The organism is Campylobacter volucris, assembly GCF_008011665.1.
GTDB classification, from domain to species: Bacteria; Campylobacterota; Campylobacteria; order Campylobacterales; family Campylobacteraceae; genus Campylobacter_D; species Campylobacter_D volucris_A.
In genome coordinates, this window is sequence record NZ_VOWJ01000023.1 from 97,338 (window position 1) to 122,409 (window position 25,072).

At 26.0% G+C, this 25,072-nt stretch carries 29 protein-coding genes and 1 pseudogene; 8 read left to right on the forward strand and 22 right to left on the reverse strand.

The window, feature by feature from the left end; translation table 11 throughout:
- The first annotated feature begins 66 nt into the window (after window positions 1-66).
- Window positions 67-957, forward strand: coding sequence for an RluA family pseudouridine synthase (locus FPD38_RS04735; RefSeq protein WP_147555597.1), 891 nt, complete (start codon window positions 67-69; stop codon window positions 955-957).
- A gap of 488 nt (window positions 958-1,445) precedes the next feature.
- On the forward strand, window positions 1,446-2,036 hold the full coding sequence (locus tag FPD38_RS04740; protein ID WP_147555598.1) for a glycosyltransferase family 9 protein: 591 nt from the start codon (window positions 1,446-1,448) through the stop codon (window positions 2,034-2,036).
- Between the two features lie 165 nt (window positions 2,037-2,201).
- On the opposite strand, the gene FPD38_RS04745 is transcribed toward FPD38_RS04740, so the two are convergent.
- The 4 genes from FPD38_RS04745 to FPD38_RS04755 all read right to left on the reverse strand — a co-directional run bounded on the left by FPD38_RS04745 (window position 2,202) and on the right by FPD38_RS04755 (window position 4,267).
- Window positions 2,202-2,411, reverse strand: coding sequence for a hypothetical protein (locus FPD38_RS04745; RefSeq protein ID WP_147555599.1), 210 nt, complete (start codon window positions 2,409-2,411; stop codon window positions 2,202-2,204).
- A 158-nt stretch (window positions 2,412-2,569) separates the two neighbouring features.
- Window positions 2,570-2,680 carry a hypothetical protein gene (locus FPD38_RS08285; protein ID WP_261798291.1) on the reverse strand — a complete coding sequence of 37 codons (111 nt, stop codon included), beginning with the start codon at window positions 2,678-2,680 and terminating at the stop codon, window positions 2,570-2,572.
- On the reverse strand, window positions 2,677-3,732 hold the full coding sequence (gene rlmN / locus FPD38_RS04750) for a dual-specificity RNA methyltransferase RlmN (RefSeq protein WP_147555600.1): 1,056 nt from the start codon (window positions 3,730-3,732) through the stop codon (window positions 2,677-2,679). The genes FPD38_RS08285 and rlmN overlap by 4 nt, the downstream gene beginning before the upstream one ends.
- Before the next feature lie 10 nt (window positions 3,733-3,742).
- Window positions 3,743-4,267: a purine-nucleoside phosphorylase gene (locus FPD38_RS04755; protein WP_187153106.1), complete on the reverse strand. Its 525-nt coding sequence runs from the start codon at window positions 4,265-4,267 to the stop codon at window positions 3,743-3,745.
- A 99-nt stretch (window positions 4,268-4,366) separates the two neighbouring features.
- Here FPD38_RS04755 and rsmA point away from each other — a divergent pair, with 99 nt between their 5' ends.
- The 5 genes from rsmA (at window position 4,367) to prfA (ending at window position 9,325) form a co-directional block, all read left to right on the forward strand.
- Complete coding sequence (rsmA, locus tag FPD38_RS04760; RefSeq protein ID WP_147555602.1) at window positions 4,367-5,188, forward strand: 16S rRNA (adenine(1518)-N(6)/adenine(1519)-N(6))-dimethyltransferase RsmA; 822 nt, start codon at window positions 4,367-4,369, stop codon at window positions 5,186-5,188.
- On the forward strand, window positions 5,154-7,094 hold the full coding sequence (locus FPD38_RS04765) for a ribonuclease J (protein ID WP_147555603.1): 1,941 nt from the start codon (window positions 5,154-5,156) through the stop codon (window positions 7,092-7,094). The genes rsmA and FPD38_RS04765 overlap by 35 nt, the downstream gene beginning before the upstream one ends.
- 11 nt (window positions 7,095-7,105) lie before the next feature.
- Window positions 7,106-7,867 carry a pseudouridine synthase gene (locus FPD38_RS04770; protein ID WP_147555604.1) on the forward strand — a complete coding sequence of 254 codons (762 nt, stop codon included), beginning with the start codon at window positions 7,106-7,108 and terminating at the stop codon, window positions 7,865-7,867.
- Between the two features lie 122 nt (window positions 7,868-7,989).
- Window positions 7,990-8,253: a 30S ribosomal protein S20 gene (gene rpsT, locus FPD38_RS04775; protein ID WP_147555605.1), complete on the forward strand. Its 264-nt coding sequence runs from the start codon at window positions 7,990-7,992 to the stop codon at window positions 8,251-8,253.
- Window positions 8,254-8,257: 4 nt separating this feature from the next.
- Window positions 8,258-9,325, forward strand: coding sequence for a peptide chain release factor 1 (gene prfA, locus FPD38_RS04780; protein ID WP_147555606.1), 1,068 nt, complete (start codon window positions 8,258-8,260; stop codon window positions 9,323-9,325).
- A gap of 289 nt (window positions 9,326-9,614) precedes the next feature.
- Here prfA and FPD38_RS08290 read toward each other — a convergent pair whose 3' ends face one another.
- From FPD38_RS08290 to pyrG, 3 genes are all read right to left on the reverse strand, one after another.
- Window positions 9,615-9,743: a hypothetical protein gene (locus tag FPD38_RS08290; protein WP_261798292.1), complete on the reverse strand. Its 129-nt coding sequence runs from the start codon at window positions 9,741-9,743 to the stop codon at window positions 9,615-9,617.
- Between the two features lie 116 nt (window positions 9,744-9,859).
- Window positions 9,860-11,431 (reverse strand): single-stranded-DNA-specific exonuclease RecJ, encoded by a 1,572-nt coding sequence (recJ, locus tag FPD38_RS04785; RefSeq protein WP_147555607.1) that lies wholly within the window; start codon window positions 11,429-11,431, stop codon window positions 9,860-9,862.
- Window positions 11,421-13,061, reverse strand: a complete 1,641-nt coding sequence (pyrG, locus tag FPD38_RS04790; protein WP_147555608.1) for a CTP synthase — start codon at window positions 13,059-13,061, stop codon at window positions 11,421-11,423. The genes recJ and pyrG overlap by 11 nt, the downstream gene beginning before the upstream one ends.
- Before the next feature lie 99 nt (window positions 13,062-13,160).
- On the opposite strand from pyrG, the gene thyX reads away from it, so the two are divergent.
- On the forward strand, window positions 13,161-13,787 hold the full coding sequence (gene thyX, locus FPD38_RS04795; RefSeq protein WP_147555609.1) for an FAD-dependent thymidylate synthase: 627 nt from the start codon (window positions 13,161-13,163) through the stop codon (window positions 13,785-13,787).
- A gap of 15 nt (window positions 13,788-13,802) precedes the next feature.
- Here the strand turns inward: thyX and FPD38_RS04800 are convergent, their stop codons facing one another.
- The 15 genes and pseudogenes from FPD38_RS04800 to FPD38_RS04865 all read right to left on the reverse strand — a co-directional run bounded on the left by FPD38_RS04800 (window position 13,803) and on the right by FPD38_RS04865 (window position 25,058).
- A complete protein-coding gene (locus FPD38_RS04800; RefSeq protein WP_039664888.1) occupies window positions 13,803-14,012 on the reverse strand; it encodes an alkylphosphonate utilization protein in 210 nt (69 codons plus the stop codon).
- A gap of 8 nt (window positions 14,013-14,020) precedes the next feature.
- Entirely contained in the window at window positions 14,021-14,668 is a 648-nt protein-coding gene (locus tag FPD38_RS04805) for an outer membrane beta-barrel protein (protein WP_147555610.1), read from the reverse strand.
- Window positions 14,669-14,695: 27 nt separating this feature from the next.
- Window positions 14,696-15,034, reverse strand: coding sequence for a sulfite:cytochrome c oxidoreductase monoheme cytochrome C subunit (sorB, locus tag FPD38_RS04810; RefSeq protein ID WP_147555611.1), 339 nt, complete (start codon window positions 15,032-15,034; stop codon window positions 14,696-14,698).
- Between the two features lies 1 nt (window position 15,035).
- Window positions 15,036-16,301: a sulfite:cytochrome c oxidoreductase molybdopterin oxidoreductase subunit gene (gene sorA / locus FPD38_RS04815; RefSeq protein WP_147555612.1), complete on the reverse strand. Its 1,266-nt coding sequence runs from the start codon at window positions 16,299-16,301 to the stop codon at window positions 15,036-15,038.
- A gap of 166 nt (window positions 16,302-16,467) precedes the next feature.
- Window positions 16,468-16,851, reverse strand: coding sequence for a preQ(1) synthase (gene queF / locus FPD38_RS04820; RefSeq protein ID WP_039664884.1), 384 nt, complete (start codon window positions 16,849-16,851; stop codon window positions 16,468-16,470).
- Window positions 16,848-17,827: pseudogene (locus FPD38_RS04825) on the reverse strand (HrgA protein). The gene queF and the pseudogene FPD38_RS04825 overlap by 4 nt, the downstream one beginning before the upstream one ends.
- 385 nt (window positions 17,828-18,212) lie before the next feature.
- Window positions 18,213-19,226, reverse strand: coding sequence for a DNA adenine methylase (locus tag FPD38_RS04830; protein WP_147555613.1), 1,014 nt, complete (start codon window positions 19,224-19,226; stop codon window positions 18,213-18,215).
- Window positions 19,226-19,822: a hypothetical protein gene (locus FPD38_RS08295; RefSeq protein ID WP_261798293.1), complete on the reverse strand. Its 597-nt coding sequence runs from the start codon at window positions 19,820-19,822 to the stop codon at window positions 19,226-19,228. The genes FPD38_RS04830 and FPD38_RS08295 overlap by 1 nt, the downstream gene beginning before the upstream one ends.
- Window positions 19,777-20,370, reverse strand: coding sequence for an EVE domain-containing protein (locus tag FPD38_RS08300; protein WP_261798294.1), 594 nt, complete (start codon window positions 20,368-20,370; stop codon window positions 19,777-19,779). Before FPD38_RS08300 ends, FPD38_RS08295 begins: the two co-directional genes overlap by 46 nt.
- 2 nt (window positions 20,371-20,372) lie before the next feature.
- Entirely contained in the window at window positions 20,373-20,594 is a 222-nt protein-coding gene (locus FPD38_RS04840; protein ID WP_147555614.1) for a hypothetical protein, read from the reverse strand.
- Between the two features lie 11 nt (window positions 20,595-20,605).
- Window positions 20,606-21,277, reverse strand: coding sequence for an NlaIII/IceA1 family type II restriction endonuclease (locus FPD38_RS04845; RefSeq protein ID WP_147555615.1), 672 nt, complete (start codon window positions 21,275-21,277; stop codon window positions 20,606-20,608).
- Window positions 21,264-21,503, reverse strand: coding sequence for an NlaIII/IceA1 family type II restriction endonuclease (locus tag FPD38_RS04850; RefSeq protein ID WP_147555616.1), 240 nt, complete (start codon window positions 21,501-21,503; stop codon window positions 21,264-21,266). Before FPD38_RS04850 ends, FPD38_RS04845 begins: the two co-directional genes overlap by 14 nt.
- A complete protein-coding gene (locus tag FPD38_RS04855) occupies window positions 21,503-22,321 on the reverse strand; it encodes a DNA methyltransferase (RefSeq protein ID WP_410002932.1) in 819 nt (272 codons plus the stop codon). The genes FPD38_RS04850 and FPD38_RS04855 overlap by 1 nt, the downstream gene beginning before the upstream one ends.
- Before the next feature lie 26 nt (window positions 22,322-22,347).
- On the reverse strand, window positions 22,348-23,340 hold the full coding sequence (locus FPD38_RS04860) for an adenosine deaminase (protein ID WP_147555618.1): 993 nt from the start codon (window positions 23,338-23,340) through the stop codon (window positions 22,348-22,350).
- Window positions 23,337-25,058 carry a DUF262 domain-containing protein gene (locus tag FPD38_RS04865; protein WP_147555619.1) on the reverse strand — a complete coding sequence of 574 codons (1,722 nt, stop codon included), beginning with the start codon at window positions 25,056-25,058 and terminating at the stop codon, window positions 23,337-23,339. The genes FPD38_RS04860 and FPD38_RS04865 overlap by 4 nt, the downstream gene beginning before the upstream one ends.
- Between the last annotated feature and the right edge of the window lie 14 nt (window positions 25,059-25,072).

The window sequence follows — 25,072 nt, forward strand, 5'->3', positions numbered from 1 at the left end:
TAAATAAATACTTTTTTATAAAAAAGCATTTATTTTATCTAACTTTATTTTACACTAGGATTAAAATTGCCTTATATAAAAATTAAACTTTCAAATAATGGAAAAAAAGCTTTTAGAGTGCTTATGGATGAACTAAAAATTTCTATAAATGAAGCTCAAAAAATCATAGATAAAAAAAGACTTTTTTGCAATGGAAATTTAGTAGAAGAAAAAAATAAAATTTTAGATGGATCAATAGAATTGATAACATATGAAAACAACCCCAAAGGCATAGATATAGTATATGAAAATGATGATTTTGCAGTAGTTGAAAAACCAAGCGGAGTTTTAACCCACCCAAATGGAAGAAATTGTACATATAGCCTTTGCGATGAAATTTGGCATTTATGGGGAGAGAAAGCTTGTGTAGCTCATAGACTAGACAAAGAAACTAGCGGACTTATACTCATAGCAAAAAATAAAAAATCTCAAATAGAATTTAAAACTATGTTTGAAAAAAGACTTATAGAAAAAAATTATATAGCTTTAGTAAATGGTAAAACACAACCATTTTTTGCAGTAAATGAAAGTATGAGTTTAGAAAAAAACTATGATAATATTAAAACTAGAATGTGTATAGACATAAATGGGAAAAATGCTATTACGCATTTTGAAACATTAGAATATATAGATCATTTAAATGCTAGTTTAATTTTAGCAAAACCTTTAACGGGAAGACAACATCAAATTCGCCTTCATTTGTTTCATGTGAAACATAAAATTTTTGGAGAACCTTTATATGGTTTAGAAAAAAAAGATATAGAAAAAATCTTAGATAACAAACTAAATGAAAAAGAAAGGGTGCAAATAACAGGAGCCAAAAGATTGCTTTTGCATTCTCATAGCTTGAAATTTAGTTATAATAATGAAAATTATTTCATAAAATCAAAAAAAGATATAAAAGAAGAATTTTTTTAAAAAACAGGAATTTTTAATGGCTAAACAAAAAAGTGATAACAATTTAATAAATATATACACAAAAACTAGAGATATTATGGGGGGGGGCGTAAGCAGCTTAATATAGGATATTATTGCTCAACCCAAATAGGAGATACAATATTAAGTCTTAAAATGCTTTATTCTATTAAGCATATTTATAATGCCAAAATTATTATTTTTATAGAAAATCACAATCTAAAAAATCTTTTAAACTTAAATTTTATTAATCAAATACAATTAATAAATAAAAACAATATAATACAAAAAATCAATAATCATAAATTAGATTACCTTATAAGCTATATTTCAACATATTCGATAATACAATTATTAGAACAAACAAACGCTAAAAAATATAATAAAAGCAAAATTTAAAAGCATATTATCTATGAAATGTAAAGTTGTATTTTTTAATATATTAAAAAGAATACACAACAATAAAAATATTGAAGATTTGATGCTATATTATGCAAGAAAAATACAACCAAAAATATTTAATAAAAAGATTAAAAATTTATATTTTAATATTAGCATACAAACGGTACAAAAAAAATAAAAATTTAATAAATAAATTTTTATATAACAATAGAATTAATAATTTTATCATTATCAATCCATTTAGCATATCTACCAAATTTAATTTAAATATATTTTTATATTTTGATCTGATTCAAAAAATATTAAATACTAAAAATATAAGTATAGTTATTCCAACTTATAATAGGGTTTATAAATATTTTATAGAAAAAATTACAGAATTTGATTCAAAACTTTTGACAAAAATATTTATTTTTCAAAATAACAACGATATTTTAAATCTTGTAGAATTAATATCTAAATCAAAATGCGTAATCAGTCCTTCAACTGGAGTTATACATATAGCAAATAATTTAAAAATTTCTAGCATGGGACTATATTCAAAAAAAGATAGTATATATTGGTCAACATATAATAAAAATTATGTTTTTATTGATGCAATACATAATAAATTTTCACGCAATGATGCAGATAAAATCATATCTGATGTTATAAATAAATTGCAAAAATATATAAGCTAGAAAAACTTATATATTTTACAATGACACTATTATTAATTTTAAGATATTTTAAATACTACTAAACTCATTAAATAAATATCACCATAAGAAACATAAATTTATATAATACAAATTATAAAAATTAATCTTTTTCTAATTTTAAAATCTTGTCTGTTTGTATTGCTATTAGAATTTTTTATTTGGCTTGCTAAAATCTCTACAATAATTACAAGATTTATAAAAATTTTGTATATAAAATTCTAAAATTCTTTCTCTATTATCATCTAAATTTATAAAATCTCCGTTAAATTCATCTAAACCTTTAAGTCTTGATAAAGAACTATAAATAGGGTATACAAAAATAGCTCCATTTGGTACTAAAGATTTATTTTCCAATCTTTTTAATAATTTTTATTATATCTCTTTAGTTTTATTATATTTGTAAATTTTATCTATATCATATCAATAGTCTATAGTGTTATATAAATTTATTTTAAAATATATTTGGCTTAATATATCTTTTCTGAAATAATTCATTATTTATCAAATCTTGTTTATTTGTCATCATTTTTTCCTTCATTTTTCAATACATAAATAATTCCACCAATACTTACTATAACAACTATAGCAATAAATATAATTTGCATAATATCTAAAAGTGTCATGATAACCTTTCTTTTAACTGCCCACAAGCTGCTGATATATCAAGTCCTTTGCTTTCTCTTATAGTACAAGTAACACCTTTTGCGCTTAAATAATCTTGAAATTTAACAGCATTTTCAATGCTTGGTCTTTTATATTCACTACCTTCGTGTGGATTAAAAAGTATTAAATTTACTTTAGCTTTTATACCATTTAAAAGTTTTACCAATTCTTTTGCATGCTCTATTTTATCATTCAAACCATCTATTAAAAGATATTCAAATAAAACTCTTTTTCTTTGATCTATAGGAAAAGCTCTAACAGCATCCATAATACTAGCTATATTATATGCCTTATTTATAGGCATAAGCTTAGTTCTAAGCTCATCATTTACAGCATGTAGCGAAATGGCTAAAAGAACGCCTAAATTCATATTTCCAAGTTCGATTATTTGCTTTGCCAATCCACTAGTACTTATAGTTTGTCTTCTAGGGCTTATAGCTAATGCATCATTATCAGCTAAAATTTTTACAGCTTTTGATACATTTTTAAGATTATCAAGTGGCTCTCCCATACCCATATAGACTATATTTACTCTTCTTTCATAAGGGATATTATTGTGCTTTTTTATCCATAAAATTTGTCCTACTATCTCACCAGCACTTAAATTTCTTTTTAAACCACCTTTAGCTGTCAAACAAAAACTACAACCACTTTTGCAACCCACTTGAGATGAAACACATATAGTATATCTAGCATGTTTAATTATTTTTCCATTCTCATCTATAAGCTCTTTTTTCATAGGAAGTAAAACTGATTCTATTTTCATGCCATCTAAAAGCTCAAAAAGATATTTTATACTACCATCTTTACTTTCTTCACTTTTTATACATTTTAATGGAGAAAAATGATAAGTATTATTTAATTCTTCTCTCAAATTTTTTGGTAAAGAAGACATTTGCAAAAAATCATTTGTATTTTTTTTATAAATCCATTCGAAAATTTGTTTTACTCTAAAATTTGGTTTTATTATTTCGTATAATTCTTCTTTTGTGTAATCTAAAATATTTATCAATCTAAACCTTTTATATTAATTTTTTATCAAATAAATAATCTTTTAATTTTTCTTTAGCAAATTTATGATTTTTTAAAAAATCTTCATGGGCAAATTCATTACAAAAATTTGTAGCACATAAATAACAAATTGCATCTATATTATGATTTTTTGCACAAGAAAGCACTGAATAAGCCTCCATATTTTCTATGCTAAGTCCAAGTTGTGCATATTTTTGAGCTATAGTTTTATCTTTACATATATAGTTAGAAGAATTGATAATAGTTTCATGTGAAACATTTAATATAATTTTATTTTCTATAGGAGTATAAAATCCGTCAAAAAAATTAGAATATTCTATATTACTAGCACAAGAACTCTCATAAATATCCAAAATTTCTCCATCTTTATAAATTCCACAAGTTCCTATAAAAATGATTTGTTTAGCACTTGTTTTGCTTAAAATTTTTCCTAAATTAAAAGCAGAATTTATAAGGCCTATTCCTATATTTTGTGCAAATTCAAATTCCTCATTACCGCCTGCACAAACTATCAACTTATCCAATTGAAACCTTTTATAAAAAATAAGGTAAATTTTATCTAATTGGTGCTTAAAATAATGCTATAATTAATTAATTTTAGATAGAATATATCAATGATAAAAGCAAAAAAACATTTTGGACAAAATTTTTTATGCGATAAGGGTGTGATAATGAAAATCACTCAAGCCATACCCAAAGATACTACAAATATAGTTGAAATTGGGCCTGGCTTAGGTGATTTAACGCAAGAACTTTTGAAAATCCCACAAGTCCAACTAAGAGCTTATGAGATCGATAAAGATTTAATTCCTATTTTAGATAAAAAATTTCAAAATGAAATTCAAGGTGGAAATTTCGAGCTTATACATAAAGATGCTAGTTTAGCTTTTGAAAATGGAAATTTAAGCAAGAAAGAGTATTTTTTGGTAGCAAATTTACCTTATTATGTTGCTACAAATTTAATTTTACAAGCCTTAGAGGATAACAAATGTCTAGGGCTAATTGTTATGGTGCAAAAAGAAGTCGCGCAAAAATTTTGTGCAAATTTTAAAGAAAGTAATTTTTCAGCATTAAGTGTTCTTTGTGAGTTGATTTGCAAACGAAATTTATTATTTGAAATCAAATCAGAAAGTTTTAATCCGCCTCCAAAAGTTACTTCAGCTGTAATGAAGCTCAAAAAAATAGCGACTTATGAGCAAAAAATTGAAAATTTAGAAGATTTTAAAGCTTTTCTTAGAATTTGTTTTCAAAATCCAAGAAAACAATTAATATCAAATTTTAAAGATAAAAAAGAAAAAATTTTAGAAATTTTCAATACATTAAAAATAATGCCTACTTCAAGGGCTCATGAAATAAGCGTTGATCAATACCTTAAAATTTTTAAGTATTTAAAGGATAACTATGAACGAGGAAAACAAAACTTTAGAGCAAAATAAAGCTAGAAAATTTAATAAATTTAAAAATAAAAGAAAAAGAAATTTTGAAAATACAACAGAAGAAGGTGTTAATAACATAGAAAATTCTACCAATTCTGATGATAAAAAGAAAAAAAAGAAAAATCGAAATTTACCTTCAAAATTGAATGGCAATGAAGATTGGCAAATAGAGCTTGCAAAAAGCATAGAAGCAAATAAGCTTATGCATGAGTTAAGATTACACCCTTTAAAACACAATAATCAAAGTGAATATAAAATCAAAATTACACCTCTTGGTGGGCTTGGAGAAATAGGTGGAAATATAACCGTTTTTGAAACAAACAATGATGCAATTGTTGTTGATATTGGGATGAGTTTCCCTGATGGAACTATGCATGGAGTGGATATTATCATACCTGATTTTGATTATATAAGAAAGATTAAAAATAAAATTAGAGCTATTATTATCACTCATGCACACGAAGATCATATAGGTGCTGTACCGTATTTTTTTAAAGAATTTCAATTTCCAATTTATGCTACTCCATTGGCTCTTGGAATGATTTCAAATAAATTTGAAGAGCATGGACTAAAAGCTGAACGCAAATGGTTTAGACCAGTTACCAAAAGAGAAATTTATGAAATAGGTGATTTTGATATAGAATGGATACATATAACCCATTCTATCATTGACGCTTCAGCATTAGCCATAAAAACTAAAGCAGGTACTATAATACATACAGGAGATTTTAAAATAGATCAAACTCCAATTGATGGCTATCCAACAGATTTAAATCGTTTAGCTCAATATGGAGAAGAAGGGGTTTTGTGCCTTTTAAGTGATAGTACAAACTCATACAAAGAAGGCTATACTAAAAGTGAAAGTTCAGTGGGACCTACTTTTGATCAAATTTTTTCTAAAACTAAAGGTAGAGTAATAATGAGTACTTTTAGCTCAAATATACATAGAGTCTATCAAGCAATTAGCTATGGCTTAAAATATGGAAGAAAAGTATGCGTCATTGGTAGATCCATGGAAAGAAATTTATATACAACCATGGAACTTGGATATATTAAACTAGATAGAAAAATTTTCATTGATGCAGATGAGGTAAGCAAATATAAAGACAATGAAGTGCTTATAGTTACCACAGGAAGTCAAGGCGAGACAATGAGTGCTTTATATAGAATGGCCACAGATGAGCATAAATTTATTAAAATCAAACCTAGTGATCAAGTGATCATCTCAGCTAAAGCTATACCTGGAAATGAAGCAAATGTTTCTGCTGTGCTTGATTTTCTTTTAAAAGCAGGAGCAAAAGTAGCTTATCAAGAATTTAGCGAAATTCATGTAAGTGGACATGCTAGTATAGAAGAGCAAAAACTAATGCTAACCTTAGTAAAACCTAAATTTTTTCTACCTGTCCATGGAGAATATAACCACATAAACAAACATAAAGAAACGGCTATTAAATGTGGAATTCCTGAAAGAAATATTTATTTAATGAGTGATGGTGATCAAGTAGAGCTTTGTCAAAAATACATCAAACGCGTAAAAACAGTCAAAACAGGTAAGGTTTTTGTAGACAATCAAATCAATAAACAAATCGCTGATGATGTTGTAATAGATAGACAAAAATTAGCAGATAGTGGTATAGTAGTCATTATTGCTCAACTAAATAAAGAAACCAAAACACTTATAAATAAACCAAGAGTTTTTAGTTATGGCTTGGTAGCAGATAAGCAAGATGGAGCATTTTCTAAAGAAATGAGTGATGTTTTAAGTCAATTTTTACCAAATATAAAGGATGAAATTTTAAACAATCCAAAAATTTTAGAAGCACAAATTAGACAAGTGTTAAAAAAACATATATTTAAAAAAATTAAAAAATATCCAACCATAGTTCCAACAATATTTGTAGTATAAAATGAGTGAAAATGAGAATTAACAAATTTATCTCACACAATAGCAAATATTCACGCCGTGAAGCTGATGAGCTTATAAAGCAAGGTTTGGTTAAAATAAATCACAAGATTGCAAAATTAAGCGATAGTGTAAAAGAAGATGATAAAATTTTTATAAATGGTAAAAAATTACATAAAAAAACACAATTTTCAGTCATCATTTATCACAAACAAAAGGGTGAAATAGTTAGTAAAAAAGATGATAGAGATAGAAAAACTATTTATCATACCCTGCCAAAACAATTTAGCACTTGGCTTAGTGTGGGAAGATTAGATTTTGCAAGTGAAGGTTTGCTTTTACTAACAGACTCTCCTGTAATAGCTAATGCGTTAATGCATAGTGATTTAGAAAGAGAGTATTATTTAAAAGTTAAAGGTATTGTAGATAAAAATGTCATAGAGGCTATGCAAAATGGTTTAGAAATTCAAAATGAAACAAAAGGAGCTCACGCAAAAACCAAAATAACATCTATGAGTTTTGCTCCTTTTTTGGATTTTGAAATTTTTGGATCAAGTGGAGGATTTACCAAACTAAAAGTAATTATCAATGAAGGTAAAAATAGAGAACTTAGAAGATTTTTTGGACATTTTGATCTAGAAGTAATGGATCTTAAAAGAGTGGCTTTTGGTGCTTTAGATCTTGGTGTATTAAAAGCTGGAAAATATCGCTATTTAGAAAATGGAGAGTATGATAAATTAAGAGATTTTCTAAAATTTAATAATATAAAATATTAAAACAAGTAAGCAATTTAAACTTTAATAGTTCGCATTCTAAATACTTTAATATCGCTTAAATTTATAAAAATTTAATTTATTTTTTGTATAATTATCAACTTAATTTATAAAAAAGGAACATTATGGCAAACCATAAATCTGCTGAAAAAAGAGCAAGACAAACTATAAAAAGAACTGAAAGAAATAGATTTTATAGAACAAGATTAAAAAACATTACTAAAACAGTTCGCGAGGCAGCAGCAAATAACGACAAAGAAGCAGCAATAAATGCATTAAAAGTAGCAAATAAAAGCATCCATGCTATGGTAAGTCGTGGATTTTTGAAAAAACAAACCGCTTCACGCCGTGTAAGTAGATTAGCATTGTTGGTAAATAAAATAGCATAATTTAATGTTAGCTGATAAACTCAAACCCTTTTTAGCACGCTTTGATGAGCTTAATGCTCTCTTGATCGATGTTAATATCTCCAATGATATTTCCAAAATGACTGCTCTATCAAAAGAGCAAAAAAATTTAGAACCTATAGTAGAAAAAGCTCAAGAATATCTTAAAACTTTAGAGGATATAGAAGAAAATAAGGTTCTATTATCTGATCTTGAGCTTGGAGAATTAGCCAAAGAAGAATTAAAAAATTTAGAACTTTTAAAACCTAAACTTGAAGAAGAATTAAAAATCCTTTTATTACCAAAAGATCCAAATGATGATAAAAATATCTTTTTAGAAATTCGTGCTGGAACTGGTGGTGATGAGGCTTCTTTATTTGTTGGAGATTTGGTAAAAGCTTACATACGCTATGCTGAAAATCGTGATTATAAATACGAAATAGTCAGTTCAAGCGAAGGAAGTGTTGGTGGATTTAAAGAAATCATCATTCTTATAAAAGGAAATGGAGCTTATTCTAGGTTAAAATATGAAGGTGGTACTCACAGAGTTCAAAGAGTTCCTGAAACTGAATCACAAGGAAGAGTTCATACTTCAGCTATTACAGTAGCTATTATGCCTGAAGTTGATGATATAGAAATTCAAATCAACCCAAACGATTTAAAAATTGATGTAATGCGTAGTAGCGGTCATGGTGGACAAAGTGTAAATACCACAGATAGTGCTGTAAGAATTACCCATATCCCAACTGGCATAGTAGTAGTAAATCAAGATGGTAAAAGTCAGCATAAAAATAAAGAAAGTGCTATGAAAGTCTTAAAAGCAAGACTTTTTGAAATGCAAGAACAAGAGCGCTTAGCAAAAGAAAGTCAAGCAAGAAAATCTCAAGTTGGAAGCGGTGATAGAAGCGAACGCATACGCACTTATAATTTCCCTCAAAATAGAATTAGCGATCATAGAATAAATCTTACTCTATATAGACTTGATGCGATTTTAGAAGGTGGTCTTTTTGATGAAATCATAGAACCATTGATTGCTTATCATCAAGCTCAAGCTTTAAAACAAGAAAATTTATAATTTAATTGTTTGTTAGATCAAGTATTATTTTTCGTTAAACTTAAGCAATAAATACATAAATTTTGTTATCCTAATTTTTCTACTACTATAACTTTAAACACTACTGTTATAAAAATTTTTGCTACTTTATTAAGATTTTTACATTTTTTATTAGAGAGATGGTTATAGTATATTCTAATTAAACCATATTCTTATGTAATTTCATATCGCAATTCTTGCTACTGTATCAAGCTCTTTGTTATTTTTTGCTAATTCCATAACTCTTCAAATAGATGCTATTAATTTGCATTCATCCATAATTTTGGTTTTTTATAATACCTATGCTATAACGCTCAAAAGAAACATTTTCAGTCAAAGCTATAGCTTTTAGCAAAAATATAAGTATATTGTTTAGATGTACTTTTAAAGTTTTTATCATACCTGTAAAAATTTCAGGTTAAGTATCATTAATAAAAATTTTTACTTCATAAGTATAAACAATACCTTGAAATATCATCAATAATAGCAATTTTTGAATCAACTATTCCAAAAACACTATTTTATAATCTCTCTTATAGTGAGCTGAGGAGTAATTAAACCTCTAAAATTATTTTTGGAAATACTTGCAATTAAACTGATATTTTCACCTATATTTGGCTCATAATCATAATTAAAAAACAAAGCTTCCAATGTTTTATTATCATAGGTTAAAATCAATTTAATATGTTTTTCATTTTTACCTATATATTTTTTATTTTTTACAAAAAGCTGATTAAATTTAAAATATGGTCTTGGATTTTTATGACCAAATGGCTCAAAAAATTCTAAAAGTTCTAAAAGTTCAAAATCAACATCGTTAGGATCAATACTACCAAGAACTTCATCTAAACTATAAAAATCTTCTTTTGGAATTTGAGCACAAATTTCATTAAGTCTATTTTTAAATAACTCAAGTTGATCTATATGAACCATTACTCCAGCAGCACCTTTGTGTCCGCCATAGCTTAAAACTAATTCTTTGGCTTTTTCTATAACTTCTAAAATATCAATTTGCCCAACACTTCTAACACTTGCTTTAGCTCTATCTTCACATTCTGAGAATACAAAAGCAGGTTTATTAAAATGTTTTGCCAATCTACTTGCTACTATGCCTAAAACTCCTTCATGCCAATTACAGCCATTCGCAATAATTACATTATTATTCCCATCAATTTGTTCTAAGCATTGTTTAAAAAGTTCTCTTTCTTCATCTTTTCGATTATTATTATAAGAAACAATTTGCTCTAAATAATCCATCACCTCATCCATATTCTTTGAGTGTAAAAATTTATAAGAAATGATGGCATCATCCATTCTTCCTGCACTATTGATTAATGGTGCTATTAAAAAGCTAATATTGTCAATTTCAAATTTATCTTTTCCAAAATATTTTCGCATGGCTTTAAATGCAACACGATTAGAAGAGTTAATACATTCTATGCCTTTTCTTACCAAAGCTCTATTTAAATCCCTAAGCTCCATCATATCAGCTATAATAGCAATAGCCAAAAGCTCGATAAATTTACACATATCATAATTAATTTTACAAACTTCTTTTATAGCTCCAATTAAATACCACGCAACTTGAGCTCCACAAATTTCAACATTAGGAAAATCACAATCTTGCTGTTTTGGATTAATAATAGCATAAGCATCAGGTAAAATAGCAGGTGGCATATGATGATCTGTGATAATTAAATCAATACCCTTTTCTTTACACATTTTTGCAGCTTCAATAGCAGCTATGCCATTATCCACAGTGATAATTAAATCAATTGATCCAAGTTCATTAATGATTTCTTCATTTAAACCATATCCATCTTTAAAGCGATTTGGAATTTTAACTATATAATCAAAACCTATATCATCAAAAAATTCTGAAAGTATGACACAAGAAATGACTCCATCTACATCATAATCACCGACTATAGCAACTTTTTGATTTTTTTCTATAGCTTCTTTTATACGCAGTGCCCCTTTAAAAACATCTTTTAAGCAAGAAGGCATCGGAAGATCGCAAAGTTTTACATGAACATCATTTTCAAAACGCTGATGTAAAATTTGTTTAATTTGTGCTTTATTTAACATATTTTTTATCTAACGATGCTTTTATAAAAGAAAAAATCGCAGGATTTACTTTCACCAAACGAGAAGTAAATTCTGGATGAAACTGCACTGCTAAGAAAAATGGGTGATTTTTTAATTCTATAGCTTCAACTAATCCATCATTTTCTCCGCTAATCATAAGTCCATTTTTTTCAAAAATATCTTTATATTTTGGATTTGCTTCATAGCGATGACGATGGCGTTCTTTTACTATTTTTTGACCATTATAGACCTTACTAAGCAAGGTGTTTTCTTTTATATGGCACTCATAAGATCCAAGTCTCATAGTCCCACCAAGTGGAGTTTTGCTTGTTCTAATTTGTTTTTTACCACTAGAATCAATAAATTCATCAATCAAAAATATAATAGGATTTTTACAATTTTTGTCAAATTCGCTCGAATTTGCATCTTCAAGTTTTAAAGCATTTCTTGCAAATTCTATTAAAGAAAGCTGCATCCCTAAACAAATTCCCAAAAATGGAATTTTATTTTCTCTTGCATACTTTATAGCTTGAATTTTACCTTCTACACCACGATATCCAAAACCACCAGCTACTAAAATCCCACTTACATCTTTAAAATTTTCTTCTATATTAGAATTTTCTAATTTTTCACTATCAATCCATTTTAAATTTACCCTTGCATCTAAAGCTGCACCAGCATGGATAATAGCTTCAGTTAAACTTTTGTAACTTTCTTTTAAATCAACATATTTTCCAACAAAAGCAATGTTTAGTTCATTGCTTGGAGCTATAACCCTTTTTACTAAAATATCCCATTCATTCATATTTGGCTTTAAATCTTTTAAATCAAGCAAATTTGCAATAGCACTTAAAATATCTTGACTTAAAAAATTCAATGGAATTTGATAAATACTTGCTGCATCAACACTTTCTATAACACAATTTTTTTCAACTCCACATGAAATTGCAATTTTATCTTTTAAGTCTTTATCTAAAGATTTTTCACTTCTACATATAATCATATCAGGACTTATACCTATACGACGAAGCTCTCCAACACTATGTTGAGTTGGCTTAGTTTTAAGCTCTCCTGCTGCTTTTATAAAAGGTACTAAAGTTAGATGTATATTAATAGCATTATGCTTTCCAACTTCAAGCTTTAAAGCTCTAATGGCTTCTAAAAATGGCAAACCTTCTATATCGCCAACCGTTCCGCCAATTTCTACTATCAAAATATCTTTATCTACCCCAGCTTTTTTTATACGATCTTTTATTTCATCCACTATATGAGGGATAACTTGTATAGTTTTACCAAGATAATCTCCTCTTCTTTCCTTTTCTATGACGCTTTGATAAACTCTTCCTGTGGTAAAATTATTATCTTGAGACAAACTTTCATTTAAAAATCTTTCATAATGACCCAAATCAAGATCCGTTTCAGCTCCATCATCAGTTACAAAAACTTCTCCATGCTCTAAAGGGCTCATGGTGCCAGGATCAACATTTATATAAGGATCAGCTTTTAAAATACTTACTTTTAAACCTGAATTTTTTAAAATTGTAGCGATTGAAGCTGCAGCGATACCTTTGCCTAAAGAACTTAAAACTCCACCCGTTACAAATATATATTTAGTTTGTTTTAATTTCATAAAATTACCTTGCTATTTTTTTAAAATTATAACCAATAAAAAATTTTATTTTTATAAACTTTTTTTGTAAAATTAGCTTATTTTTTATAAGGATAATTGATGAAGATTACATTATTAAACTACACTCCACTAAGCGTGTGCTCACATGCTACAAGAACTTGTTGGCAAAGTTTTGATAAAGGCGATTGTGGAGGAGAAAAAGATAAAGAATTAATCGATCGCGTAGGAAATAAATTTAAACACGCTTCCACTTTAGAACATTTAAATTATACTTTTTATATACAAGATATTTCAAGAGCTTGCTTGCAAGAAGTTGCAAGACATCGTCATACTAGCCCTAGTGTAAAAAGCACAAGATATACTTTAAAAGAACTCAAAAATGAAAGTGAATTCAAAGAAAATGACTTTGAAAATGCTAAAAGATATTTAGTATTAACAGGAAATGAAATAGTAGATAATGCAAGTATAAAAGCTTTGGAAAATTTGCGTTTAATTTTGCAAAATAGCATAAGCTTAGACATCGCAAAATACTGCTTACCAGAAAGCTATAAAACCGAACTCACTTTGACTATAAACGCAAGAAGTTTGCAAAATTTTCTTACTTTAAGAGGCTCTAAATCAGCTCTTTGGGAGATTAGAAATTTGGCTAATGCCCTATTTGCAAATTTACCACAAGAACATCAATTCATTTTTAAACATTGCATAGAAGAAAATTCTCAAAAATAATTTTTGAGAATTTATTTAAATTTTCTTAAGAAATTCTGTTTTTAGCACTATCATACCAAATTTATCAACCTTAGCTTCAATCTCGGTATCTTTATTTGTTAATTTGATATTTTTGATAGTAGTGCCACGCTTTAAAGTAGCACCTGCTCCTTTGACTTTTAAATCTTTTATGACGCTTACACTATCACCTGCATTTAATTCTGCACCATTTGCATCTTTTGGCATTTTTACTCCTAGAATTTATAAGTATAACCTAGATATAAACCATAATTAGTTTGTTCAGGATTATAAAAATTTGATCCTATAGCACTTTGATAAAAATTCTCCGAAGTATAGGTGGTTTTTTCTATTTTAAAACCAAATTCTATCTCATTTGAAGAATTTAGCTCATATAAAGCACCTATTTTTGCTCCATAAGTAAAACCATCAAAATTTTCAGATAGAGATAAAAGAGTTGTTTTTAAAGTAAGATCTGTTCTAGCATAACCACTATAAAGTCCCAAAACAGCTCTTGTATTATCAAATACTTTTGGAGTAAAATCATAACCAAATAAAATTTTATGAGTATCAAATTCTCCATCTATTGTAAATTTAGGAATTGTGATAACATCACTCATTTCACTTGAATAATTATAAGCACTATATACTCTATGATTTTCATTGATACGATAACCTATTTTTAAACCAAAAACAGGAATATTTCCTTCTAAATCACCATTAAAATTTGATTGAGTTGTACCTCTATGTTTAATGCTACTATCTATTTTAGTATGAAACCATCCAGCATCAACACCTAAAAACATACCAGAATTCTCATCTGCCATAGCTACATTAGAAAACAAAGCAATGCTTGCGATAATACTTAACGATTTTAATTTCATCTTTTTTCCTTTATTCTATATAAATGATTATCTTTCTGATAATAAATTTAAAGGGATTCTTCGTCTAGTATCGTATTTTTCCCCATAATATTTAGTTAAATAATTTAAAATTTTTTCTTCATCATCTGCAGGAATTTCCCATAAACCTTCAGATTGTTGCATCCAACGAATAGCAGCAAGCCAAGCTTGCCTACTTGCGCGCATATTAGTTATAAGACCTGAAGCATGACACGCTAAACAGTTAGCCTCCACTAAAGGAGAATCTGGATCTATAATCAATCCTGTATCAGGATTTACTTTATATTCTGTATTTGCAAAAAGAAAAGAAAATCCTACACATAAAACTAAGATTATTTTTTTAAGCATATCATACTCCAAAAACATTTATTCTATGGCAAGCATTGTTGATATAACCACCTGGATTCCATTGTGCTAAAACCATAGGCTGACTATTTCCTTCACTATCAACTGCTCTAGCCCAAATTTCATAATATCCTTTTGTTGGAATTGAAATTTGAGTGCTCCATTTTTGCCATGCAAGACGATTCAAAGGTTTTTCAACTTTTGCTTTAGTCCAAGTTACACCATAATCATTACTTACATAAACTTCTTTAACTTCTAACTCACCTGCCCAAGCTTTTCCTCTAACTTCAAATTTTTTACCAGCTTTAATCTTATCGTCTTTTTTAATATTAGTAATAATCGATCTTACTGGCATTGATTCTATGATTTTCATTTCGACTTTAGATGTAAAATCACCTGGTTTTACAGGATCTACTGGAACCTTATAAGAAGTTCCCATTTTTTCACCATCATGGACTTTATTTCTTACAACAATTTTTGAAAGCCACTTGCCACTTGTACTTGCAGGGTATCCTCCGCAAATCAAACGAAGAGGATAACCATTTACCCAAGGTATATCTTTACCCTCATAAGCCCAAGCAACTAATGTTTCATCTTGCATAGCTTTTTTAATAGGTACACCCCTGCTAATAGGAGAAGCTTCTTCACCATTTAATTTAGTATCAATTCCATAATATCCTATATAAACAGCATCATCTTTCATACCACAATCTTCTAAAATATCTTTCAATCTAACGCCTGTCCATCTACCACAAGCAACAGCTCCATAACCCCATTGAGTTCCTTTAGTGCTAGGTATAACTTCACCTCTACCATTACCACCACACTCTAAAGTTAATGCATAAGTGTAATGTTTAAATTTTTTCTTTAACTCATCTAGAGTATATGTTTTTGCAGTTTTTACACTTTCTCCACCAATTTCAAGTGTCCAACCTTTTTTCATTCTTTCTTTTATTGTACTCATTTCAGGTGGAACACCATTATTTCTTACAAAGAAATTTTCAGGTTTTGTAAAATCAGAATCCAAAGCATAAGTTTGTGCTTCTGCTGTCATAGGTCTTTGCCCATGATAAATCATATCTTTTTTTCCATCTATTTTAAAGCTATCTAATTCTTTAGCAAGTGCTTGACTGCCTAAAAAATAATTATCAAAAGAAACATTTGCCAAAGCGCTAGCTCCAAGCAAAGTAATACCTAAATTTTTTAAAAAGCCTCTACGATCTTCTTGGGATTGCAAATTTTGTTTTTGATCTAATTGATACTTTTCCATTGTATTATCCTTAAAATGTAAATTCGCGTAAATTTTAAGATACTTTTTTATAAAAAAATATAAAAAATATCCTATTTATATTAAAAATGTTTCTAAAAGTAAAAGTATTTAAAATATATAATTATTATATTTTAAATAAATTTAATTTATATTTTAAAAATATATTTTATTTTGGCACTACTAAATCTGATCTACATTCTATAACAGTATGAACATTACCGCGTGGATTAAAATCACCTACTACTTTTATCCATTTTGGATCTAATTTTTCTTTTAAAGTATTATAAATTTCATTTATACTTGCTTCATGTGAAACATTTCTATGCATAAAAGTATTTATATAAAGTTTTATAGCTTTGAGTTCAACTACTAATTTATTTGGTATATATTCAAGATAAATAGTAGCAAAATCAGGATACCCACTACGCGGACAACAACACATAAATTCAGGCAAAGTAATTTTAATAACATAATCATTTTTAGCATCATTTGGCCAAACTTCCATATTTTCTACGCTAAATTCTTTTATCTCTTTTTCACCATATCTCATTGTTTTTCCTTTATTATAATTTTTTTATCAATTATATATTTTTCCATCTCTTCATCTTCTAAAATTTCATCATAAAATTGAGTTCCTATACGATTATAATCCCCTACATTTATATCTTTATTGATATTTTCTATAAAATTTCTAAAATTTATATTTTTATAGATAATAAATCCAAAGTTTTTAAATCTAAATTTAATTTTTCTTTTGCTGGAATTATAATTTGAGAAGAATTTAAATCACTCACATCAAGTTTTATAAATCCTATACCAAAAGCATTATTTAATCTCCAAAGCTCATCTAAAATTTCTTCATCATAATCTAATGCTATTAAATATCCTTCATTAGCCCAGCTAGAATTACTCACAGCTTGAAAATAACATTGTCTTAAATTTGAAAAATCAAGTCTTACTTTAAGCTCAAAACTATAAAGTTTATAAGAAATTTGATTTAAATTTTTAAAAAGCTCAAAAGAATCACTTTCATAATCTTTAAATGGAAAATGCACTCCGACAATATCTGGATGTATCCATTCATTTTCGCCAATTTTTGCCCTAGTACTTTTTTCATGAAAAATAGTTTTACTAAAAAGGTTAAAACTAGCATTATCGTATAAAAATTTAACAACTAAAGGGTGTAAATCTCTTTCATGAAAATGATTTTTTGTTTTTTGTTTTTCTTCTTTTTTTTGTATATCTTCTAGTTTTTTAGAATTTAATTCATATTCACGAGATTTTAACCAAAATTTTGTAGGGTTTTTTGATGTTATTAAAAAAATAGAATTTTCTTTTTTTAAATTTGTATAAATTTTTGCTAATAGACTTTGAATAGGAGTTTTAGTTAAATTTCCATCTTTATAACTTTGTAATTTTTTATCATAACCTTTATTTAAAGCTAAATTCCAAATTTCATTACCACTAAGTGGAAATTCACAATTTTCTAAAACCTCTTTAATTAAGTCCAAAAAACTATATTTCATTCATAAACCTCAATTAAATTCTCAACAACATCAAAACTTTTAAAACTTCTAAAATATCTTTGTAAATTTTAGCTCTCCTTCTCTTATTTTTTGATGAATATAATTTATTTTCATGATAAAGAAAAATAAAATTAAAGTTTATATATGATAAACATATGTATTAGTATCTGCCATGGCAACTTTATAAATTTAATTTTATTTATTAATTTTTAATGATATCATAGCAATTTTGATTTTTATTTCTATATTGTCATTGCCAATACTTTCGTTAAAAAGAAAAATTTAAAAAACTAAAATCTAATGAAAATTTAGATTATTTTAGTATTAATAAATTTGATATTTTAAATAAAATTTAACAAAAATATGTTGCTTATAAAAATATAAACTAGATTATTTTTAAAATATGTAAATATTCTGTAGTTTTATTTTGTTTCTGGTTACGACTAGAATCAGATTTATACCTTTGATAATCTTGTTTGATATAATCATATTCTCCATATTTTTCAAATATTTGTTTTATATCATTAAAACCTAGTAATCCTTCATCATTATAACTTAAAAAAATAAACTTTACTCTAGAATGTTTTATTAAATCATCTAAAGTTTGATAAACTAATTTTTTTTTACACCAATTTGATTTTTCATAATTTCTTAATCCAGTTATTCCTTTAGGAATAAAATCATCATATAAAGCAATAGTATTTAGCAAATGATAATTAGCACCATATTCTCTAGAATTATAAGGTGGATCTAAGTAAAGAATATCGCCTTTAATTTTTTTAATTAATTCATTTGAATTTGAATTAAAAACCAAATGTCGATTTTGACTAATTTCAAATTCAGCAGGAACTAAATTCATAGATTTATTAGCAGTTTCTTTAAGTTTTTTTAAAAAAGCACCATATACAGATGCTGTATTAGCTACTTTATCAGCGGTTTCCAACAAAGAAGCTAACAAAAAATAATATTCTTGCTCATTAATAAAATGTTCTACTTTCCATTTAGCAATTTGTGTGCGTATACTATCTATTTTCAAGGCATTCTCATCACTAAAATATTGTCTATTTTCTCCACCACCTAAAGCATAATGTTTATATATTTTACCTTTTATAGGATTGGTTTTTGCAATATTATTTAGCTTTTCAATTAATTCTTTTTCACGATCTATTTTCATGGTATTTTCTATATAATTTTTAGCCAAAACAAAACTATAAAATTCTTTATCATTAGAAATAATTTTTTTAACTCTATTTTTAAATTTTTTTCCAACAGCTGAAGTTCCAGCAAATAAATCTATAAAAGTGCATTGTTCTAAATTGATATTATTTTTTAATAAAATATCATTAATACTATCAAATAAAAAATCTAAAAGTTTTACTTTGGAACCAATATAATTCATTAAAATATTCTTTCAAATTGAATTTGATTTTCAGATATGAAAAACTCCATATAAATTAAAGGTAAAATATTATTATTAACACTAAAATTTTGTGCTTCTTTATAAAAAATTTCATAATTCATAGAACTTTTATCAGTTTTTCTACATATAATTACCGGTAAGATAAAAGATTGATGATTAGAAATATAATATTGATTTAACCAATTAATATATCTTTGCATTTGAAACAATACTTCAGGATAAACTTCACAAGATTTTAACTCTACAGGAATAACTTTTTTGAATATAAGTCCATTCATATTTATAGAACTAGAAGCCATTATATCAATACTTTGCATACCAACTCCACAACCTACTTCATTACCCAGCCACTCTATATACTCATTTGATAAAAGTCCAAAAAATTTTGTTTTATAAAATTCTTGTAAGATATAAACTTGAAGATGTGTTTCAAATTGTTTACCATCATAATATTTTTGAAATAATCTAGGTAATATATTAATTTCTTCCTTTCTTCCAATATAATTTACATTATAATTACTAGTATTTATTATTTTCTGTAAAAATATATCAAAGCTATACTTGTTATAAGACAAATAAGAATAATTATTTTTTTTCTTATTAAATTTATTAATCTATCACCTTCATACAAGGTAATCATGGTATTTCCACGATTTCCTTTTAATTTTCTATAAATTAAACTCCATAACATCTGATTTGGTGAAATAATATTTTTAATTTCATCTAAAGCTTCCCATTCTGTAACACCTTCAGCATAAACTTCGCAAGGCTCAATAAAACAACGAAAAGTTAAAGATTTTTTCAATTCTTCTTTTAAAAATTGTTTATTATCATTATTATCTAAAAATACCAATGAACTAACTTTAAAAACACCATAAAATTTTCCTTCATAAATATCATTACAATAATTTTGCTGTAAATAAAAAATTACAAAATCACCAATTTGTACTCTCGCAAAATCTGCAATTAAGCTTAAAATAGAATTTTCACTTGCTGAGTGTAAAGATGTATAATTTCTATTATTAAAATCTACATAATATTCTTTACTTCCAGTGCCAACAAACTGATATTCTAAATGATATTTAAAAGTATTGACATCTACTATAAAAACATGAGTTGTCATTATTATTTTAACTTTCTATGGGTGGTATTTTTCTTACATTTATTACAAAATTTTATTTGACAAAATCTATTATTATTATTTGGATCGGTTTCAAATTCATATCCATCTTTTCTCAGTTCTCTAACAGTGGAAGCAATATGAGAAGAAGATTTTCCAAATGCACAAATAACACAATGCCATTCTTTATCTTTTAAAATATTCAACATTATTTCTTTATTAGTCACTTTTTACCTTTCTATTTTATATTAAATTTGTTTAATATAAATTCCTCTACTTCTTTAGAAATTCTTTTAATACTTTCCATTCTATAAGCAACTGGATCATATTGATAACAACCAATACAACCTAATTCTTTAGTATAGTTTTCGTCTCCTTCATAAAAACTATAAGGATTCCCTAAAATATTTCTAGCGTCCCATCTTGTATTTGTTTCTTTGCATCTTTTACAAATTTGTCTTTTTATATCATTTGCAGCTTTACATAAAGGTTGAAAATCTTCTAATTTTTGCAAATTAATATTAGACACTCTTAAATTTTGTTTTCTTCCATCTTTATGGTCTATTTCTATTCTTGTATTTTCAGATTTTCCATGAATTCCAAGCATAACACAATTTTTATTTTTATAAAAATCTTTAATATCTTTCCTTATATTTTGATTAAAATGAGTTTTTGTATTAAAACCTATAAGTCTTATTCTATCAATAGAATTTCCATTACTCTTAGTCTTATCCAATTCTATCCTATATTTTTTTGCTAAAGCACTACTGGCACGACACCAGCTTCCACCATTTCCAAGTTGTAAATCTTTATATTTATTAACAAATTCTTTTACATCTACCCAACGAGAAAAACCATTTTTATCTGGCAAAGCAATTTCTAAAAATAGTTCCATTTTAGTTGTTTTCATTTTTGAATCCTTCAAATTTTACTATATCAATAGAATTTCCCTTTGTTATATTCGTATCTTTTGTTATTAAATATGTTTTGTTTAAATAGCTAGTTTTTCTAGTATATGGAAATCCATTTCCTATTTTTATGCCTGCTTCCTTAATTTGTTCTCTAGTTATCCATTCAGAACAGTCATTTTTATCTAAACTTGCTAATTTCAACAATTTTTTCTCATTTTCTGTCATTAAAATTCCTTTTTAAATATAAAAATATAATCATGTTTAAAAATATAATAATCACTTCTTAATGCTCTATATCTCCATATAGCATTAACGCCTAATTTTCCACGATTACCTTCTATATTTTTAACAACGATTCCTTTTAGTTTAACTTGAAAATTTTGTTTTATTAAATTCATAAGCTCAAAACCTAGAGGAATAATTTCACTATTTTTATATAAATCTGCTATTATTAAAGCAAAATAACGATTTTTTTCTAGATATTTTAACAAATTTTGACAAGTAAGTAAAAATTTATATTTAAATTCTTTTAAATCTGAAATTTGACTTAAATCTTCTTTTTTTTCACTAAATTTAACTATATCCATATAAGGTGGATGCAAAAATATAAACTGAGCTTTTTTGCTTTCAAGCTTATTTAAAGCGTTTTCTAGAAACTCATCAACTTTTTTTGCATCAGTATTATCGCAATTTCCTAAAAAATAACGCTTATTATCAAAATTTATCCCAAAGTTATCTAATACAAACTCCAAAATACTCTCATTAATATCAAGTCCTATACATTTTCTATTTAATTTTTCACATTCATAAAGCGTTGTTCCACTTCCTAAAAAAGGATCTATAACTAAATCATCTTTTTTTGTATAACGACGAATAAGCTGATTAGGAATTTGCGGTATAAAATTACCATGATAAATATTTCTATGCTTTCCACTTTTATCTCGACTAGCAATAATCCATAGAGAATCTGTATTTATATCATATTTTTTCCAATTATTTAAATCTAAATCATTAAATTTCATTTTAATATTATTCCAATATATTTTATTATTTTTTCATAATATATATTTCACTCATAAACCTTAATTTGTTTTATTAATTTTTCTTTTTCATTTATATCTAAAAATGAGGAATTTACAGCATTGATACAAAGCTTTTTAACCTCATCTTTACTAAGTTTAAAAGCTTCATCTAAAGATATAAAATTTTCTAAAATATATCCACCAAAATACGCAGGATCATCTGAATTTACACAAACACAAAGATTTTGTTTTAAAAGTTTTAAGATATTATGCTCTTGCATGGTATTAAACACTTTTAATTTTATATTTGATAAAGGACATACTGTTAATGGAATTTGGCTTTTTGCTAGTTGTTTTACAAGCTCTAAGTCCTCTTGACATCTTACTCCATGATCTATTCTATTTACACCAAGCTCTAAAGCTTGTTTGATATATTCACTATCTCCTTCTTCACCCGCATGCATAACTAGTAAGAAACCTTCTTCTTTAGCTTTTTTAAATAAATTTTTAAATTTAAAAGGAGGATTATTAAGTTCTGAGCTATCAAGTCCTATAGCTTTGATTTTATCTTTATACAAACAAAGCTCATTTAAAGTTTTTAAGCCATCTTCTTCACTTAAATGTCTTAAAATACAAGCTATTAAAAAACTTGAAACTCCAAATTCATTTTTAGCTTTTTGTAAAGCTTCCCAAATACCTTCTATAACATCTTTTAAAGGAATATTTCTAGCAGTATGAGTTTGAGGATCGAAAAAAATTTCAGTATGGATTACATTTTGTTCTTTACATTTTTTCATATAAGCAAAGGTTAGATCATAAAAATCTTGCTTAGTTTGTAAAACATTTGCACCTTGATAATAAATACCTAAAAAATCTTGCAAATTTGAAAAATCATAAGCTTTTTTAATCTCTTCTTCACTTTTATATTTTAAAGTAATATTATTTTTCTTAGCTAAATCAAACATCATTTTAGGCTCTAATGAGCCTTCAATGTGTAAGTGTAATTCTACTTTTGGGATATTTTGTAAAAAGGTTTTCATTTTGAAAATAAATCTACATTCCAAATTTCAAAAAAATCATTTATAAATTTTGTTGTTCTTTTTTCTACTTCATCTTTAGTCCAAGATTTTTTATTCGATAATTCTTGATTTATTGATAAATCAGCGTTTTTACTAATATAATTTTTAGATTTTCCATCTCCATTAAGTTTAGTTTGCCAATTCATATTTTGCAAAGATGAGTTAAGTTTTCCTTTTAATAAAGTCATATTTCCTATTTGATATATGAATTCTTCAGCTTCTTTTTCATTTTTTATAATTTCATTCCAGTGTTCTTGCCAACTTTGTGGTAATAAATGTTCTAGAGTATAAACATAATTTAATCCTGAAGTCTTATCTTTATAATCTTTATTTTGTTCTTGTCTATATAATTCAATCCAAAATAAAATTAAAGTTGCATCTTTATTATCTATATAAGATAACCAATTTTTAATTTCATCTTTATTAAAATATTTTCCATATCTATCATAGATTTCAACTTTAATAATATTTAATATACTATCAATATTTGTTTTTTGAATTTTTTTCATAATTTTAGAAAAAAATTTATTATAATCTTTTGTCTCAGGATTACATAAAATCAGTATTTCTAATAAATATAAACATTCTTTATAGATATTTTCTTTATTATTTAATATTTTTTTCAAAAATAAAATCAAAGATAATACAGTATTAGTCTTATAGATATGTATAATATGAAAAAATCTCAGCTCATAATTTTCATATTTAAAAATAGTTTCTTTATTATTTATAACTGGAAAATTACGATATATTTTTGCATAATCTTTTAATTCTTTTAATAATTCTTTTAAATCATTTTCATTTAAATTTTCGATATGTTTTTTATACAAATTACTTAAATTACTTAAATTGTGTATTTCTGTATTAAAAATATCTTTTATTATTGCATAAGAATATAAAAATATTTCGCTTTTACTCCTTTTAACTCTACCTGTTTCAATTTCTTCATTCCAAAACTCTTGTTCTGTTTCATCTTTATCAAATACATTATCCCAATATTTATCGTAATATTCCGCAGCTTTATTTTCGTTTGTAACTTTTATAATCTTATCAAATAAGGCATTTTTTATAATATCAGTAGAAGATAATCTTTGTCCTGTAGAATTTATAGAATCAAATATTTTTTGTTCATCTTCATCTTCATTTAAGCAAACAATAACCCATAATTTACTTTCTATAATAAATTCTGTAAATTCAGATAAATTAATTTCTTGTTTTAATTTATCAACTTCTTTTTTAAAATAATTAAAACAACCAAAAATTCCATTTTTTTCTTTTGTATCAATATCTTCATCTTTTAAAGCTTTTTCATATTTTTCTTTATCTAGTTTTGAATGATTAATTTTTATTTCTTTTTTATAAAACAAATAAGTTCTTAATTCTAACTCATCTCTTTGATCTTGCTCTAGAAAATCATACAAAACTTTAATTAAAATTGAAAAAGTAGTAAGCCTTTGTTGCCCATCAATAATGATAGAATAATTTTTAACCTCACCTCTTTTTAAAATAATAGAACCTAAAAAATACTCTTTTTTTTCTAAAAAACTATTTTTTAAATCATTTAGCAATTGTTTCCAATGCTCTTCTTCCCATACATAATGTCTTTGAAAAAAAGGAACAATTACTTTTTTATTATCTATTTCTCTTATAAAATTAAAATTATTTTCTATAGCTTTCATATTATTTCTTTATA